Below are 14,033 nucleotides of genomic sequence, written 5' to 3'. Positions count from 1 at the left end.
ATCGGTTGGTTTACAGGCCAACCGATAAACCTCTGCCAACAGTTTACCGCAGCTTGCTTCTTCAGCAGCGGTTCGGCTCCCCGGTGCGGTCATGGATCACGAGATCAGCTCTGCCCTGGCCGCAATCACCATGATCTCCACCAGCACCTCGGGATGCGCCAGGTTGGCTTCGACCGTGGCCCGGGCCGGCGAGCCGCCTTGTGGCAGCCACGCATCCCACACCGCGTTCATCGCGGCGAAGTCGCGGTCGATATGCTTGAGCCAGATCTGTGCGCTGAGCAGGTGGGTCTTGTCGCTACCCGCCTCGGCCAGCAGCCCGTCGATCTTTGCCAGCACCTGGCGGGTCTGGGAGGTGATATCGCCTTGCAGGTCACCGGGAACCTGGCCGGCCAGATAAAGCACGCCGCCATGGCTGACTACACCGGACATCCGCGCATTGCTCTGGAAACGTTGAATCGTCATCGGTCGTTCTCCTTGGATAAAATTCAGTGGGTCGTGTGTTCGACCAACCGTACCAGCCGCTGCGCACTGCCAAAGGCCAGGGTCATGCCCAGTGCGCCATGACCGGTATTGAGGTACAGGTTACTGCCTGCGGGGCATTCAAGCACAGGCCTGCCGGTGGGTGTTGCCGGTCGCCAGCCGGTCCAGGGCTGGCAGTCCCCGATGTCCCAGCCTCCACCGAACAGCGCCTCCGTCGAGGCCTGCAACTGCTCGATCCGCGCCGGCGGAATCGACGCATCCATTCCACACAACTCCACCATCCCCGCGACTCGCAGGCGATCGCCGATACGGGCGAACACGGTCTTGCGGCGCATATCGGTGATGCTCACCGTCGGTGCCCGGGTGTGTCCGGTAATCGGCAGGGTGATGCTGTAGCCCTTGAGCGGATACACTGGCAGGCGGCGGCCCAGTTGCGCCAGCAAGCCGGTGGTGTGGGCGCCTGCCGCCAGCACCACCGCCTCGCAGTGCAGCACTTCGGCTCCCTCGCGGACATGGCGCAGGTTCAACGCGGTGATAAGTTGGCCCTGGCGCCGGAAGCCCTCGACCTTGCGTCCGAACAACAACTGCACGCCCTCGTCGGCCATGATCCGGGCCATTTCGCGACACAGCTTGAGTCCGTCCACCGCGCACTCGCTGTCGGTATGGATCGCACCGTGGAACGCCGACCGATAGCCGGCCAGCGCCGGCTCTATCGCCACCGCCTCGCTGGCGCTGACTGCCTGCTGTCGCGATCCCAGGCCGGCCTGGAAGCGCAGTTGATGCTGCGCCTTGTCCAGGCTGTCGGCATCCGGGTACAACACCAGCTTGCCGGTTCGAGTGAAATCGCAATCCAGTTGTTGCTCCTGCATGAAGCCATCCAGGGCCTGGCGACTCTCGGTGGCCAACGCCAGCAGCTCCACGGTGGTCTGGCGGGAGACCGAGGTCCGGCAGGCGGCCAGGAACTCCATGCACCAGCGCCATTGCTCCGGGCTCCATTGCGGGGTGAAGCGCAAGGGACCGCTGCGGTCGAGCAGCAACTTGGGGATACCGGGCAACAGCGACGGGTCGGCCAGCGGCTGCACATAGCTGTAGCTCAACTGTGCACCGTTACCGGCTACGGCGCCCATGCCGGGCCCGGATGCCTGGTCGACCACCGTGACCCGATGCCCGGCCTGGTGCAGGAACCAGGCACTGCTCAGGCCGACGATGCCCGCGCCTACCACGCAAATCTCCATTACACCGCCTCCTTGTCCAACGCCCAGCCGCTCGGATTGATCTGGTGCCAGTCTGTCCGCTGCTGATAGGCATGGCCGATGCGCAGGATCAGCGGCTCGGCGAACGCCCGGCCAACCACCTGCATCGACACCGGCATGCCCTGGTCGTCAAAACCCACCGGCAGCGCCACCGAACACAGGTTGAGCAGGTTGGCGAAACGTCCCAGCAGGGCCAGTGGCGTACCGTACTCATCAACCTGATCCAGCGGTACGCTGCCGACGGCATTGGTCGGGAACACACAGGCATCGACATTCAGCATCGCTTCCTGCATGGCCTTGCGCGCCGCACGACGCTGGTGGTGCAGCTCGATATAGGCCGCCGCGTCGATGGCCTTGCCGCTCAGCACGCGCCGTTGCACATGGGGATCGAAACGCAGGTCGGGCTGTTCGAACAGCGTGCCAAGGCTGGCATATCCCTCGGCGCTCATCAGTCCGCCGGCCACCCGCATGCACGACTCCAGCGAGCGTGGCAGTGGCTGCTCCACCAGGTGCATGCCCAGGGCGGCCAGTTGTTCCAGGCCATGATCGTAGGCCGCCAGGATATCCGGCGCAATGGCGGCACGTTCGGCCTGCGGCAAGACCCAGACCCGCAGGCCGGCCACCGGCTGGTCGAGTCCCGCCGCGGCACTGAACACCGGCGCCCGGGCCGAGACCGGGTCCAGCGGGTCCGGACCGAGCAAGGCGTCGAGCATCCACGCCGCGTCTTCGACGGTGTGGGTGAGCGGTCCCACCGAATCCAGCGACGGACACAGCTCGATCAACCCATGGCGACTGATCAGCCCGCGCGTAGTCTTCAAGCCCACCAGGCCGCACATGCCGGCGGGAATCCGTACCGAACCGCCGGTATCGGTCCCCAGGGCAGCGCTGGCCAGGCCGCTGGCTACCGCGACCGCCGAACCGCTGCTGGAGCCGCCCGGAGCCCGATGGACCTGGCGGTCCCAGGGATTCCAGGGCGTGCCCATCACCGCATTGGTGCCCCAGCCGCCAAACGCGAACTCCACCGTATGAGTCTTGCCCAGGATGATCGCGCCGGCCCGTTCCAGGCGCTGCACGGCCGTTGCCGTGAGCGTGGAGATACGCGGACGTCGCGCCAGCGAACCACCCGTGATGGCCTGTCCGGCGATTTCAAACAGATCCTTGATCGCCACCGGGATGCCGTGCAAAGGTCCCAGATCAACGCCGGCGGCACGCTGGCGATCGGCGGCGATGGCCGCGCCCAGGGCACGCTGGCTGTAGGCCTCGACATAGGCATTGAGCTGGCCGTTGAAACGCTCGATACGCGCCAGTTGGGCGAGCACCAGCGCCTCGCTGGTCAGCCGGCCACCGCGCAGCGCCTGCTGCAACTGGCCGATACTGTGGAAAGTGCTGTGGTCCAGGGAATTCATGCAGTCAACCTCTCAGGCTTTTGCGGCCACGGGAAAAGCGCTTCTCAAGCACACGCGACAGCAGGGAAAGCGGGAACGCGATCACGAAATAGAACAGGCCGACCAACAGGAAAATATGCATCGGCAGGAAACTCTCCGAAGCAATCGCCCGGGCGGCCAGCATCAGTTCATCGGTGGCGATCAGGGCGCACAGCGAACTGTCCTTGAGGATCGACACATAGGCGTTGAGCAACGGCGGCAGCATCCCGCGAATCGCCTGGGGCAGGATCACCGCGGTAAAGGCCTGGAACGGTGTCAGGCCGACGGCTATCGCCGACTCGCGCTGCCCGCGGTGCAGGGCATCCAGGCCACCGCGCAGGATCTCGGCGACATAGGCGCTGCCCTGCAACCCCAGTCCGAGGACACCGGCGGCGAAACCGGACAGGGTCAGGCCCAGGCTCGGCAGGGAGAAATACAGCGCCAGCAGCAAGGCCAGCAGCGGCAGCGCACGCATGCCCTGGATGAAGTACGCCGCCGGGCGACGCAGCCAGGCAAACGGGCTGCGCAAGGCCCAGGTCAGCAAACTGCCGAGCAGCGCCGCCAGGGCAAAGCCGGCCAGCGACAGTTTCGCCGTGACCACGCCCCCTTGCAGCAGGCGCGCCGTCCAATCGCTCCAGTACTCGGGGTATTGCGCGAAGAAGGCGATCATCGTGCGCTCCCCCACTGCCGTTCAAGACGGATAAAGCCCAGGCCGATGGGCAGGATCATCGCCGCGTAGATACACATCACCGCGAAGTAGATCAGCGAGGTCTGGAAGGTCGATGTCACCAGGTTGCGCGCCAGGAACATGATCTCCGGCACGGCGATGGCCGAGGCGATGGACGTGTCCTTGATCAGTTGCGTGACATAGTTGGCGAACGCCGGCAACGAGCGGCGCAGCGACTGCGGCAAGAGAATGCTCGCCAGGATCTGCGCACGGGTCAGGCCGACCGCCAGGCCCGCCTCGTATTGCCCGACATGCAGCGACTGCAGGCCGGCGCGGAAGATGTCGCAGAGTACCGCGCTGCCCACCAGGCTCAGACCGGCGATGGCCGCCAGCCAGGCGGGCAGATTGATCCCCAGGTACGACAGGCCGAAATAGATCAGGAACAGATGCGCGAGGGCCGGCACATTGCGCATCCACTCGATGTAGCAGGCGATCCCCGCCCGCACCAGGCGCGAACGGCTGAAGGTCAGCCATACCGCCAGCGCCAGGCCACCGATACTCGCCAGCACCAGGGTGCACAGGGCGATCTCCAGCGCCGCCAGCGCACCGCTCAGCAGCAGGGGCAATAACCCGAAAAAGGTCTGGAGGCTGCTCATTCAAGCGTTCTCCATGGCCATGCGCCCGAGGAAGCTGCGGGTGCGCTCGTGGCTGGGATGATCGATCACCTGGGCCGAAGGTCCCTGTTCGACGATGTGACCGCCGTCCATGAAGATCACCCGGTCGGCCACGTCGCGGGCAAAGCGGACTTCGTGGGTCACCATGATCATGGTCCGCCCCTCCTCGGCCAGCTCGCGGATCACCGCCAGGACCTCCCCCACCAGCTCCGGGTCGAGGGCCGAGGTCGGCTCGTCGAACAGGATCACCTTGGGTTGCTGTGCCAGCGCCCGGGCAATCGCCACCCGTTGTTGCTGCCCGCCGGACAACTGCTCGGGATAGGCATCGGCCTTGTGCCTCAGATGGACCTTCTCCAGCATCGCCTCGGCCAGCTCATAGGCCTGCTTGCGCGGCATGCCGCGGGCCTTGATCGACCCCAGCGCGACATTGTCGCGTACGTTCAAGTGCGGCCACAGGTAGAACAGCTGGAAGACCATGGCGATCTCCAGGCGTTGCGGGGCCATTTCCCGATCGCTCAGCAAGCGCCGGCGCGAGCCGTCCCCGGCCTGCCCGATCAGCTCATCGCCAAGCCAGATCTCACCCTGGCTGGGTTTCTCCAGGTAATTGATACAGCGCAGGCAGGTCGATTTGCCGGACCCGCTGGGGCCGATCAGCGACAGGGTTTCCCCGGCCTTGAGTTCCAGGCTGATGCCCTTGAGCACCGCCAGGTCGCCATAATGTTTGTACAGGTCACACACGCGCAGCAGCGCAGGTTCCATCAGGTCGGACATGTTGCTCACCCGCTTTTTTTCTCGGTCTGGCGCAGGGTCGACAGGACGTCCCTGCGCACCACGCTTTGTTATTGGCAGCCGGGCAGTTTCCAGTCCGCCGGACGGTCGACGCTCAGACGCAGGTCCTTGCCCTGGGGCATGAACCAGACATCCTGGGTCAGGCCGTAGCGGGCGCCGATCTTGCGCATCTCGCAGGTTTTCCAGAGCGTCTGGATCTGTTCGTTGACCGCCGCCAGCAGTTGCGGATTGTCCTTGTTGAAACCGAACACCACCTGGCCCAGTCCGGTCAGCAGCGGGAAATCCGGATCGTTGTCGGTAAAGGCGTTGAAGTGCAGGTGCCATTGGGCATTGCGCGAAATGGCGTATTGCATGACCGGCGGATCACCGATCACCGCGTCGATACGCCCGGCCAGCAGGTCGCGCACGGCGGCGTCCGAGGTGTCGTAGAGCGTCACTTGCAGCCCAGGGATCCTGCGCATTTCAGGAATGAAGGAGAATCCGGTGATGGTCCCGACCTTCTTGCCCTGCAAGTCCTTGAGGGTCTTCCAGTCGGTCTTCCCGGTCTGGGTGATACCGTTCTTGAAATAGTGGATCGGATCGCTCAGGGCCATGATCTTCGAGCGCTGTTCGGTCCAGCCCATGGTCCCGGCCATCACGTCCACGCGGCGAGCCTGCACTGAAGCAATGGTCCCCGACCATTCCATCAGCGCCGGCTTGACCTTGAGCCCCAGCCTTTCAGAAATTTGTTGAAGGATTTCACCGTCATAGCCGACCATCTTGCTATCTTGATAACCGGTTCCCGGCATGTCGCCGCTGAACGCGATGGTCAGGCTGCCCCGCTCCACGGTATCCAGCGCGAACACCGGGGCCGAAGCCAGCAGGGACAGCATCAATCCGGCGCAAAGGCCGGTAAAGCGTTGAATGCCAGACTTGTTCATCGTATGCACCTCGTTGGTTTTCTTATTGAACGACAGGACGTTGGGCAGGCCTCCATCCTAGGGCCGAGGGCGGTTCAACCAGTTGGATGCTTTGCACGAATGATTGAATATTTGCGACATCCAGATAAAACCGCGGACCAGGCTGACGAACAGAGCCTGGTGGCGCGACTCGACCAGCAATCGGCCCCCTCGTCGCACAAGCGTCGCGGGACCGCCGAACTGTCGGTGGGCATCGTGCTCTGGCCGCGGTTTCCACTGCTGTCGTTGTCCGGGCTGACCGATGCGCTGCGTCATGCCGCCGACACCGGCGACCAGAGCCGACCGATCCGTTGCGAATGGAAGGTGCTGGGCACGCCGGGGCAGCGGGTCGTGTCCAGCGGCGGGCTGGACGTGCCCATCGACAGCGAAATGGGCGACCCGCAACGTTTCGACTACATCGTGGTCATCGGTGGCCTGCTGGACTCCCTGGCCGATGTGCCCAGGAGTTACCCGGCGTTCCTGCACCAGGCCGCGGCGGCGGGCGTACCGCTGATCGGCCTGTGTACCGGCAGCTTCGTGCTGGCCCGCCACGGACTGATGGAAGGTCGCACCGCCTGCGTACATGCCTACCATGCCAATGACTGGAAGCGCCTGTTCCCGACGCTGCGGTTTATCACCCACAACGACTTCCTCATCGACAAGGACCGCATCACCTGTGCCGGCGGCGTCTCGGTGATCGAACTGGCGGTGCATCTGATCGGCATGCACTGCGGCCCGGACCGCGCCGGCAAGGTGGTGCACCAGATGACCGTGGCCAAGAGCGGCAGCGGCAGCTTCCTCGACCGGCGCAAGGCCCTCGGCTACGCCAGTTCATCCAACCGGCGTCTGCACGAAGCGGTGATGCTGATGGAAAAGCACATGGCCGAACCCCTGGAGATCGAGGCGATCGCCCACTGGGTCGGCACCAGCAAACGCCAGCTGGAAAGGTTGTTCATGGCCGAAACCGATACCAGCCCGGCGCAGTTCTACCGCCAGGTACGGCTACGCTATGGACGCTGGCTGCTGGTCAGCTCGGATCGCCAGATCGGCGAAATCGCCTTCGAATGCGGCTTCGCCGACGCACCGCATTTCATCCGGCATTTCCAGAGCCTGTTCGGCCTGTCGCCCGGCAAGTTGCGCAAGGAGCTGTTGAAACACGCCGGGGAATAAGCGTCGGCAAGGCGTATTCACTCAACACCTTTGCATGTTCAGGGTAATCTATTCGCTTTCAGGTTCAGGATGTCCGGGAGCCCTATGCTGCGTATCGGTTTTATCGTCTTTCCCGGTTTCGGCGTGATGAGCTTCTCCGCGCTCTCGGTGTTCGAAACGGCCAACAGCCTGCTCGGCAAGCCTCACTATGACGTACGCCTGCTATCGGAGGGCGGTGGTGCCGTGCGCAGCTCCGTGGGGATCGTGGTGCAGACCGAGCCTTTCACGGCTGACGAATACGATACGGTGATCATCGGCGGCGGCAACGAACGCCCCTTCACGTCCGCGCTGCTCGCCTACCTGCGCCAGGCGGCACAAAGCTGCCGGCGCCTGGCGGCCACCTGTTCGGGAACCTTTTTTCTTGCCGAGGCCGGGTTGCTCGACGGCCGCCAGGCCACCACCCACTGGTTCTTCGCCCCGCAATTCCGCGCCCGTTACCCCAGGGTCAGGCTGGACGAGGAGCGCCTGTTCGTCGTCGACGGCTCATTGTGGACCTCGGCCGGGATGACCGCGGGTATCGACCAGGCACTGACCATGGTCGAGAAAGACCTCGGTGCCGACCTGGCGCGGGCCGTGTCGAAGACCTTTATCCTGCAAAGCCGCCGGGCCGGTGGTCAGCCACAGTCATCGGCGCTGCTGGAAGAACAACGTTCCGATCGCATCCAGGTTGCCCTGGCCTACGCGCAAAATCACCTGCACACCGAGTTGAGCCTGGAGCGGCTGGCCCAGGCCGCACACCTGAGCAGCCGCCAGTTCAGCCGGGCCTTTCGCGAGCAGACCGGCACCTCCCCGGCCAAGGCCATCGAAAAACTGCGTATCGACGCGGCACTGGTGCTGATCCAGGAAGGCCGCCACCCGATAGAAGCCATCGCCCGCCAGACTGGATTTGGCGACAGCGAGCGAATGCGCCGCGCCTTTGTCCGTGCGTTCGGCGAACCGCCACGGGCCATGCGCCGCAATGCCCGCCAGGGGGACAAGCCCCGACAAGGCGAAACCATGGCCTGAAACGAGGGTTAAACGACACGTTTCACGGTCTTCGGGCGATTACGCTGAGTCACCCTACAAGCCATCGCAGAACGCCCGCCAGGAGACACCATGCAACTGCTTTCCATCACCCGTATCGCGACCTGCTCGCTATTGCTGGGTGCGCTGCTCACCCTTTCGAGCCAGAGTGCCTTCGCCGCCTCGAACGAGGACGAAGTGCGCGGTTTCTTCACCGATTTCGTCAAGGCGCAGAACGCCCACGACCTCAAGCAGATCCGCGCGATGCTCTGGGATTCGCCACAGATGCTCTGGTATGCCCGGGGCGGTGCGAACTGGGGCCCGGACGCGGTGGTCGAGCGCCTGAAGGACTATTATCAGGGCGTCTGGCAACTGGACCCGGACATGAGCCGGTTGCGCATCACCCAGCTCAATGACAGCGTGGCGCAGATCCTCGTGCCCGTGACCTTCACCCGCAGCCATGCCGGGGAAGCACCGCAGAAAAACACCTTCCTGATCAGCCAGACCCTGCTGCGCGGCGCCGACGGCTGGCGGGTCGCGACGATCATGCCGGTGGCCGATACCAACTTCAAATAACCCCCGCCACGGACCTGACCGGCCGGAATGACCTCCGGCCCTGTCGAGATGGCTTGCGCTATGAATGAAAAGGTTTCTCATTTATATTTGCGCCTGCACTGCCTCGTTCCAGGTCCATCATGCCGTTCGACTCTGCCAAGCCATCCCTGCTCAGCACCCTGGTGCGTCACTACGACGAACTGGTCGATCACGTGCGCCGACGCTTTGGCGATCGCGGCTTTGCCCGCGAAGTGGTGCACGATGTCTGCGTGCAACTGCTGGAGAAACGCCAGTCGGAGGACGTGCGCACGCCCCTGGCGCTGCTGCGCAAGATCTCCCACGACCAGGCCATCGACCGCTACCGCAGCGAACGGCGGCGCCAGGCCTGGATCGTCGAGTTGTCCGAGCCGTTCGAGGCCGCCAGCGAGGCGCCGTCGCCACCTCGCCAGTATGAAGCCGAGCGCGAGCTGGAGTACCTGGCCCAGGCCATCGAGGCGTTGCCGCCGCGCTGCCGGATGGTCTTCGTGATGCACAAGATCCACCAGTTGCCGCAGGCGGAAGTCGCGACACGCCTGGGGATTTCCCTGAAAACCGTGGAAAAGCACTTGAAGCTCGGCCTGGCCGCCTGCCGCGCCAGGCTCGACCTGTCGGAACCCGTCTCATGACCACCCTGCCCCCGCCGTCCCGCGAAGAAGAAGCCCTGGCGCGACATCGCGAAGAATTGCGCAAACGCTTTCCCCTGCCCGAGCCCAGGCCGCGCAAACCACGCAAGGCCGTGGCGGGCGCCCTGTTGGCGATGCTGCTGGCCGCCGGGCTGGGCTGGCTGGACCCGGCCTATCACCGGGAGTCCCATGCCAGCGCCGTCGGCGAGCGACGCGTACTGGCGCTGGCCGATGGCAGCCGCATGACCCTGGACAGCAACAGCCGGGTCACCGTCGAATGGCACCTGCGCTCGCGACGAGTGGAACTGCAGGCCGGCCAGGCGCTGTTCGATGTCTCGAAAACCGTTTTCAGGCCCTTCGAAGTGGAAGCGGGCACGACCCGGGTGCGGGTGCTGGGCACGCTGTTCAGTGTCGATCGCCTTGACCAGGGCGCGCGCGTGACCCTGGTACGCGGCAAGGTCGACGTCGATACCGCGGACGGTCGTCATGTGCAACTGGCCCCCGGTCAACAGGTCGAGACAGGTCCGGGGCGACACCTGCAACCGCTCGGCGTGGACGCCGAGGCGGCGATCGCCTGGAAGGACAACCGCCTGATCTTCGACCGCACGCCATTGGCCGACGCCCTGGCACGGATCCAGCGCTATCGTACGGCGCCGATTCGCCTCGACGATCCGAGCCTGGCCGGCCTGCCGATCACCGGGGTCTTCGACAGCAGCAAGGTCGAGGACCTGCTCGCCCTGCTGCCGGGCATCCTGCCCTTGAGTCTGCACAGCGAGAGCGACGGGACCTTGCACGTGCGCCGCAAGAGCGGAAAAAATAATCGAGCCAGCAGGTAGGGTTTTCCCGGGCGAGAAACGGCAGGTAGTCAAAGCCCCCTGTTTTCCAAGGAACATCGCCCATGAAGCCACGCCTGCGCAGCGCTCGCCTGCCCCTGTCACTGTCCTTGCCCCTGCTGACCGGCAGCCTGCTGTTCGCCCTCTCGGCCCAGGCCGAGGACAAGGTCCTGCTCGACCTGCCGAGCTCGCGCCTGGACCAGGCGCTCAATGCCCTGGCACGCCAGTCGTCGGTGCAGATCCTGTTTGCCAGCGACATCGCGCAGGAGCGGACCACACCCGCCCTCAAAGGCAGTTTCACCCCGCAGGAAGCGCTGGCGCGACTGCTCGACAACAGCGGCCTGCAAACCCGGGTCAAGGACGAGAGGACCTTCGTCATCGTCCCGGCCGGTGCTGCACCGGCCCCGGCGGCCAAACCGGCCGAGGTGTCCTATATCGCGCCCATGGTGATCAAGGGTGACGTGCTGGGCAGCGCCAGCGATCCGCAGGTACTGACCTACGCCGGCAGCCGCACGGTGGTTGGCGCGGACAACCTGGACAAGGCCAGCGTGCGCGGGGTCGACGATGCCCTGCAACGGGTGCCCGGGGTCAAGATCTTCGACGAGACCGGCACCGGCGCCCTGCCGCAGATCGCCGTGCGCGGCCTGTACGAAAGCCGCAGCGGGAGGATCCAGGCGCTGTCCGACGGCATTCCGCTGGCCCTCGCGCCCTACGGGCAGACCGGCCTGTCGCTGTTCCCGGTGACCATGGCCACCGTCGATCGCATCGATATCGTGCGCGGTGGTGCCGCCGTGCAGTACGGGCCGAACAACGTCGGCGGAGTCATCAACTTCATCAGCAAGCCGATTCCCCGCGAATGGGAAAACACCCTGCAGGAGCGCACCACCTTCAACGCCGGCGGGCGCCAGTTGTGGGACACCTACTTCGGCACCGGCGGCTACCTGACCGACAACTTCGGCCTGCAACTGGACCTCAATACGATTTCGGGCGAAGCCGGACGGGAGCACTCGGACACCGATATCCAGAACTACCGCCTGCGCGGCCAGTGGAATATCGACGACGACCGCGAGCTGAGCTTCGGCGTGCAGCACTACGAGGCCGACATGGACCTGGCGGGCGCCCTGAGCGTCAAGGACTACCGCGACGACCCACGTCAGTCGACCCGGCCACTGGATCATTTCGACGGCAACACCGACCGGGTCTGGGGTACCTACACCCAGCGCCTGGGCGCCATCGGCCCGTTCGATTCGGTGGAGTTCAGCTGGACCAACTTCGCCCATGACAGCTATCGCAATTTTATCGTCGGCCTGCCCTTCACCCCGGACGGCACCGCCACCAGCCGCCAGGACGGCCCGCGGGACTTCAAGGTCTGGGGCAGCGAACCGCGCCTGAGCCTGAGCATCGACGGCGACAGCCTCAGCCAGACCTGGCTGGTGGGCGCCCGCTACGTCGCCGAGGACATCGACTACAAGGTCGATCGCCAGAGCGTGGCGACCGGCAAGACCACGCCGTTCCGCGACTGGCAGTTCAACGACGAGGCCAGGGCGTTCTACCTGAGCAACGCCATCGGCCTGTTCAACAATCGCCTGACCATTACCCCCGGCGTGCGTTATGAAAATGCGCAGATGGACTACAAGGACGGTATTACCGGCTTCCGGCACGACAACAAGTCGGAAGAATGGCTGCCCGGCCTGACGGTCGGCTACCAGGCCACGGACGACTGGTACGTGTATGCCAACGCGCAGAAATCCCTGCGCCCGCCGCAGGTCACGCAGATCGTCAAGGAGGGTGATGTCGGCGCCGAACTGGCCTGGAACTACGAGACCGGCGTGCGCTACACCCCGTGGAAAGGCCTGCGTGTCGACCTCGGAGTGTACCGCATCGACTTCGACGACCAGATCGTCTACGACGCCACCACCGACCGCTTCGTCAACCTCGGCAGCACCCGTCACCAGGGCATCGAGAGCGAGATCTTCTGGACCCCGGGCGCCCTGCCCGACCTTGACCTGCACGCCAGCTACGCCTACCTCGACGCCAAGCAGCGCAATGGCACCTTCAAGGGCAATGAGGTGCCGTTCTCCTCGCGCAACCAGTTCAGCGTCGACGGGCGTTACCACTTCGCCGAACGCTGGACCTACAGCCTCGACGGCCTGTACGTCAGCAGCGCCTACACCGACGCCGCCAACTCCGGGGCCGAGGATGCCAGCGCCTCCGTGGGCCGGCTACCAGCCTACTGGGTCTGGAACACCGCCATCGAGCGCCAGTTCCCGCTGCAGGACAAGACCGTACTGACGGCCTCGGCGGGCATCAGCAACCTGTTCAACCGCGAGTATTACTTCCGCGGGATCGACACCAGCCCGTGGGGTCGCCAGCCGGCACCGGAGCGCTCGCTGACCCTGGGGCTCAACTATCGATTCTGAAGCATCGATTCTGAAGCGCCGATTCTGAAGCAGCGCTTCTGAAACAACGCTTTGGCGACCTACAACCACCAGCGCAGCAGGAAAAAGAACGCCATGCTCAGCAGCATGCTGAGCAGGGTGTTGCGGGTGTAGATCACCAGCCCGATGGCGACCAGGGAACTGATCAGGTACGGGTTGTCGAGGTGCAGGTTCAGTTGCCGGTCGGGCATGAACACAATCGGTCCGCAGATCGCCGTGAGCATGCCCGGCACGGCAAAGCCGAGAAACTGCCGGGCGTTGCTGCTCAGGCGCAACGGCAGGCGGGGTTCGAGAAACACGTAGCGGTTGAGGAACACCAGCAGTCCCATCCCGATGATTACCGCCCAGACCATCATTCGCGCCCCCGATACAGCTTGTTGCAGACAAATCCCGCCGCCATCCCCGCCAGTCCCGACAGCACCAGCGCCGAACCCCACTGCCAGTAACTGAACAGTACCGAGCAGAACAACGATACGGCCACGCAGACCACGGTCGGCACACTGCGCACCACCGGGGTGATCAGGGCGATAAAGGTCGCGGCAATCGAGAAGTCCAGCCCCAGGTGCTCAAGTCCGGGAATACTGCGGCCCAGTACGATCCCCGCCAGGGTGAACAGGTTCCAGGCGATATAGAACGTCAACCCCACCCCCAGCGCATACCAGCGGTCGAACTGTTGCTTGTCGTGCTGGCTGGTCAGGGCGAACAGTTCGTCGGTGAGCAGGAAGCCCAGGCCGACGCGCCAGCGACCGGGCAGCGGGGCAATCACCGAACGCATGCTCATGCCGTACAACAGGTGCTGCGAGGTCAGCAGCGCGGTGGTCAGCAGGATCGAGAAGATCCCCGCGCCGCCCTTGAGCATGCCGATGGCCACCAGTTGCGCGGCGCCGGCAAACACGATGCTCGACAGGCCCTGGCCTTGCAGGGGGGTCAGGTTGGCCTCGATGGCCATGGAGCCGGCCAGCAGCCCCCAGGGTGCCGTCGCCAGGGACAGCGGCATGATGGCCACGGCACCGCGCAGGAAGGCGGTGCGGGGCAGAAGGTGATCAGACATAGAACTCGCGCTTCAGGAAAAGACGCGTGACTTTGGCAGGGCGTCCGCGGCTTGTCTT

15 protein-coding genes are annotated in these 14,033 nt (G+C 64.8%); 6 read left to right on the top strand and 9 right to left on the bottom strand.

The annotated features are described in order from the left end of the window. Positions 1-96: 96 nt before the first annotated feature. From HX881_RS28585 to HX881_RS28555, 7 genes are all read right to left on the bottom strand, one after another. Positions 97-462, bottom strand: a complete 366-nt coding sequence (locus tag HX881_RS28585; protein WP_017125222.1) for a RidA family protein — start codon at positions 460-462, stop codon at positions 97-99. A 23-nt stretch (positions 463-485) separates the two neighbouring features. Then, positions 486-1,715, bottom strand: a complete 1,230-nt coding sequence (locus HX881_RS28580; RefSeq protein ID WP_177087865.1) for a D-amino acid dehydrogenase — start codon at positions 1,713-1,715, stop codon at positions 486-488. Then, positions 1,715-3,139: an amidase gene (locus HX881_RS28575; protein WP_017125219.1), complete on the bottom strand. Its 1,425-nt coding sequence runs from the start codon at positions 3,137-3,139 to the stop codon at positions 1,715-1,717. The genes HX881_RS28580 and HX881_RS28575 overlap by 1 nt, the downstream gene beginning before the upstream one ends. Positions 3,140-3,143: 4 nt before the next feature. After that, positions 3,144-3,827: an amino acid ABC transporter permease gene (locus tag HX881_RS28570; RefSeq protein ID WP_017125218.1), complete on the bottom strand. Its 684-nt coding sequence runs from the start codon at positions 3,825-3,827 to the stop codon at positions 3,144-3,146. Then, positions 3,824-4,480, bottom strand: a complete 657-nt coding sequence (locus HX881_RS28565) for an amino acid ABC transporter permease (protein WP_017125217.1) — start codon at positions 4,478-4,480, stop codon at positions 3,824-3,826. The genes HX881_RS28570 and HX881_RS28565 overlap by 4 nt, the downstream gene beginning before the upstream one ends. Further along, the gene (locus HX881_RS28560; RefSeq protein ID WP_042935023.1) at positions 4,481-5,269 is read right to left on the bottom strand and encodes an amino acid ABC transporter ATP-binding protein; all 789 of its coding nucleotides are present in this window, start codon (positions 5,267-5,269) and stop codon (positions 4,481-4,483) included. Between the two features lie 68 nt (positions 5,270-5,337). Next, a complete protein-coding gene (locus tag HX881_RS28555) occupies positions 5,338-6,207 on the bottom strand; it encodes an ABC transporter substrate-binding protein (protein ID WP_177087863.1) in 870 nt (289 codons plus the stop codon). A 111-nt stretch (positions 6,208-6,318) separates the two neighbouring features. Here HX881_RS28555 and HX881_RS28550 point away from each other — a divergent pair, with 111 nt between their 5' ends. The 6 genes from HX881_RS28550 to HX881_RS28525 all read left to right on the top strand — a co-directional run bounded on the left by HX881_RS28550 (position 6,319) and on the right by HX881_RS28525 (position 12,906). Further along, the gene (locus HX881_RS28550) at positions 6,319-7,395 is read left to right on the top strand and encodes a GlxA family transcriptional regulator (RefSeq protein WP_246356599.1); all 1,077 of its coding nucleotides are present in this window, start codon (positions 6,319-6,321) and stop codon (positions 7,393-7,395) included. Positions 7,396-7,479: 84 nt separating this feature from the next. Next, entirely contained in the window at positions 7,480-8,439 is a 960-nt protein-coding gene (locus tag HX881_RS28545; protein WP_177087859.1) for a GlxA family transcriptional regulator, read from the top strand. A 90-nt stretch (positions 8,440-8,529) separates the two neighbouring features. Further along, a complete protein-coding gene (locus HX881_RS28540) occupies positions 8,530-9,012 on the top strand; it encodes a DUF4440 domain-containing protein (protein ID WP_177087857.1) in 483 nt (160 codons plus the stop codon). A 119-nt stretch (positions 9,013-9,131) separates the two neighbouring features. Continuing rightward, a complete protein-coding gene (locus tag HX881_RS28535) occupies positions 9,132-9,656 on the top strand; it encodes an RNA polymerase sigma factor (RefSeq protein ID WP_177087856.1) in 525 nt (174 codons plus the stop codon). After that, positions 9,653-10,489, top strand: a complete 837-nt coding sequence (locus tag HX881_RS28530; RefSeq protein ID WP_177087854.1) for a FecR family protein — start codon at positions 9,653-9,655, stop codon at positions 10,487-10,489. Before HX881_RS28535 ends, HX881_RS28530 begins: the two co-directional genes overlap by 4 nt. A 62-nt stretch (positions 10,490-10,551) precedes the next feature. Then, a complete protein-coding gene (locus tag HX881_RS28525; protein ID WP_177087852.1) occupies positions 10,552-12,906 on the top strand; it encodes a TonB-dependent siderophore receptor in 2,355 nt (784 codons plus the stop codon). Positions 12,907-12,965: 59 nt separating this feature from the next. On the opposite strand, the gene HX881_RS28520 is transcribed toward HX881_RS28525, so the two are convergent. Continuing rightward, complete coding sequence (locus tag HX881_RS28520) at positions 12,966-13,277, bottom strand: AzlD domain-containing protein (protein WP_167331626.1); 312 nt, start codon at positions 13,275-13,277, stop codon at positions 12,966-12,968. Next, a complete protein-coding gene (locus HX881_RS28515) occupies positions 13,277-13,975 on the bottom strand; it encodes an AzlC family ABC transporter permease (protein WP_017125207.1) in 699 nt (232 codons plus the stop codon). The genes HX881_RS28520 and HX881_RS28515 overlap by 1 nt, the downstream gene beginning before the upstream one ends. Positions 13,976-14,033: the final 58 nt, after the last annotated feature.

Origin of the sequence: Pseudomonas gingeri (assembly GCF_013386115.1) — a bacterium.
GTDB classification, from domain to species: Bacteria; Pseudomonadota; Gammaproteobacteria; order Pseudomonadales; family Pseudomonadaceae; genus Aquipseudomonas; species Aquipseudomonas gingeri.
Note: the sequence above shows the minus strand (reverse complement) of the source record. Positions and strands in the feature narration are given on the sequence as shown.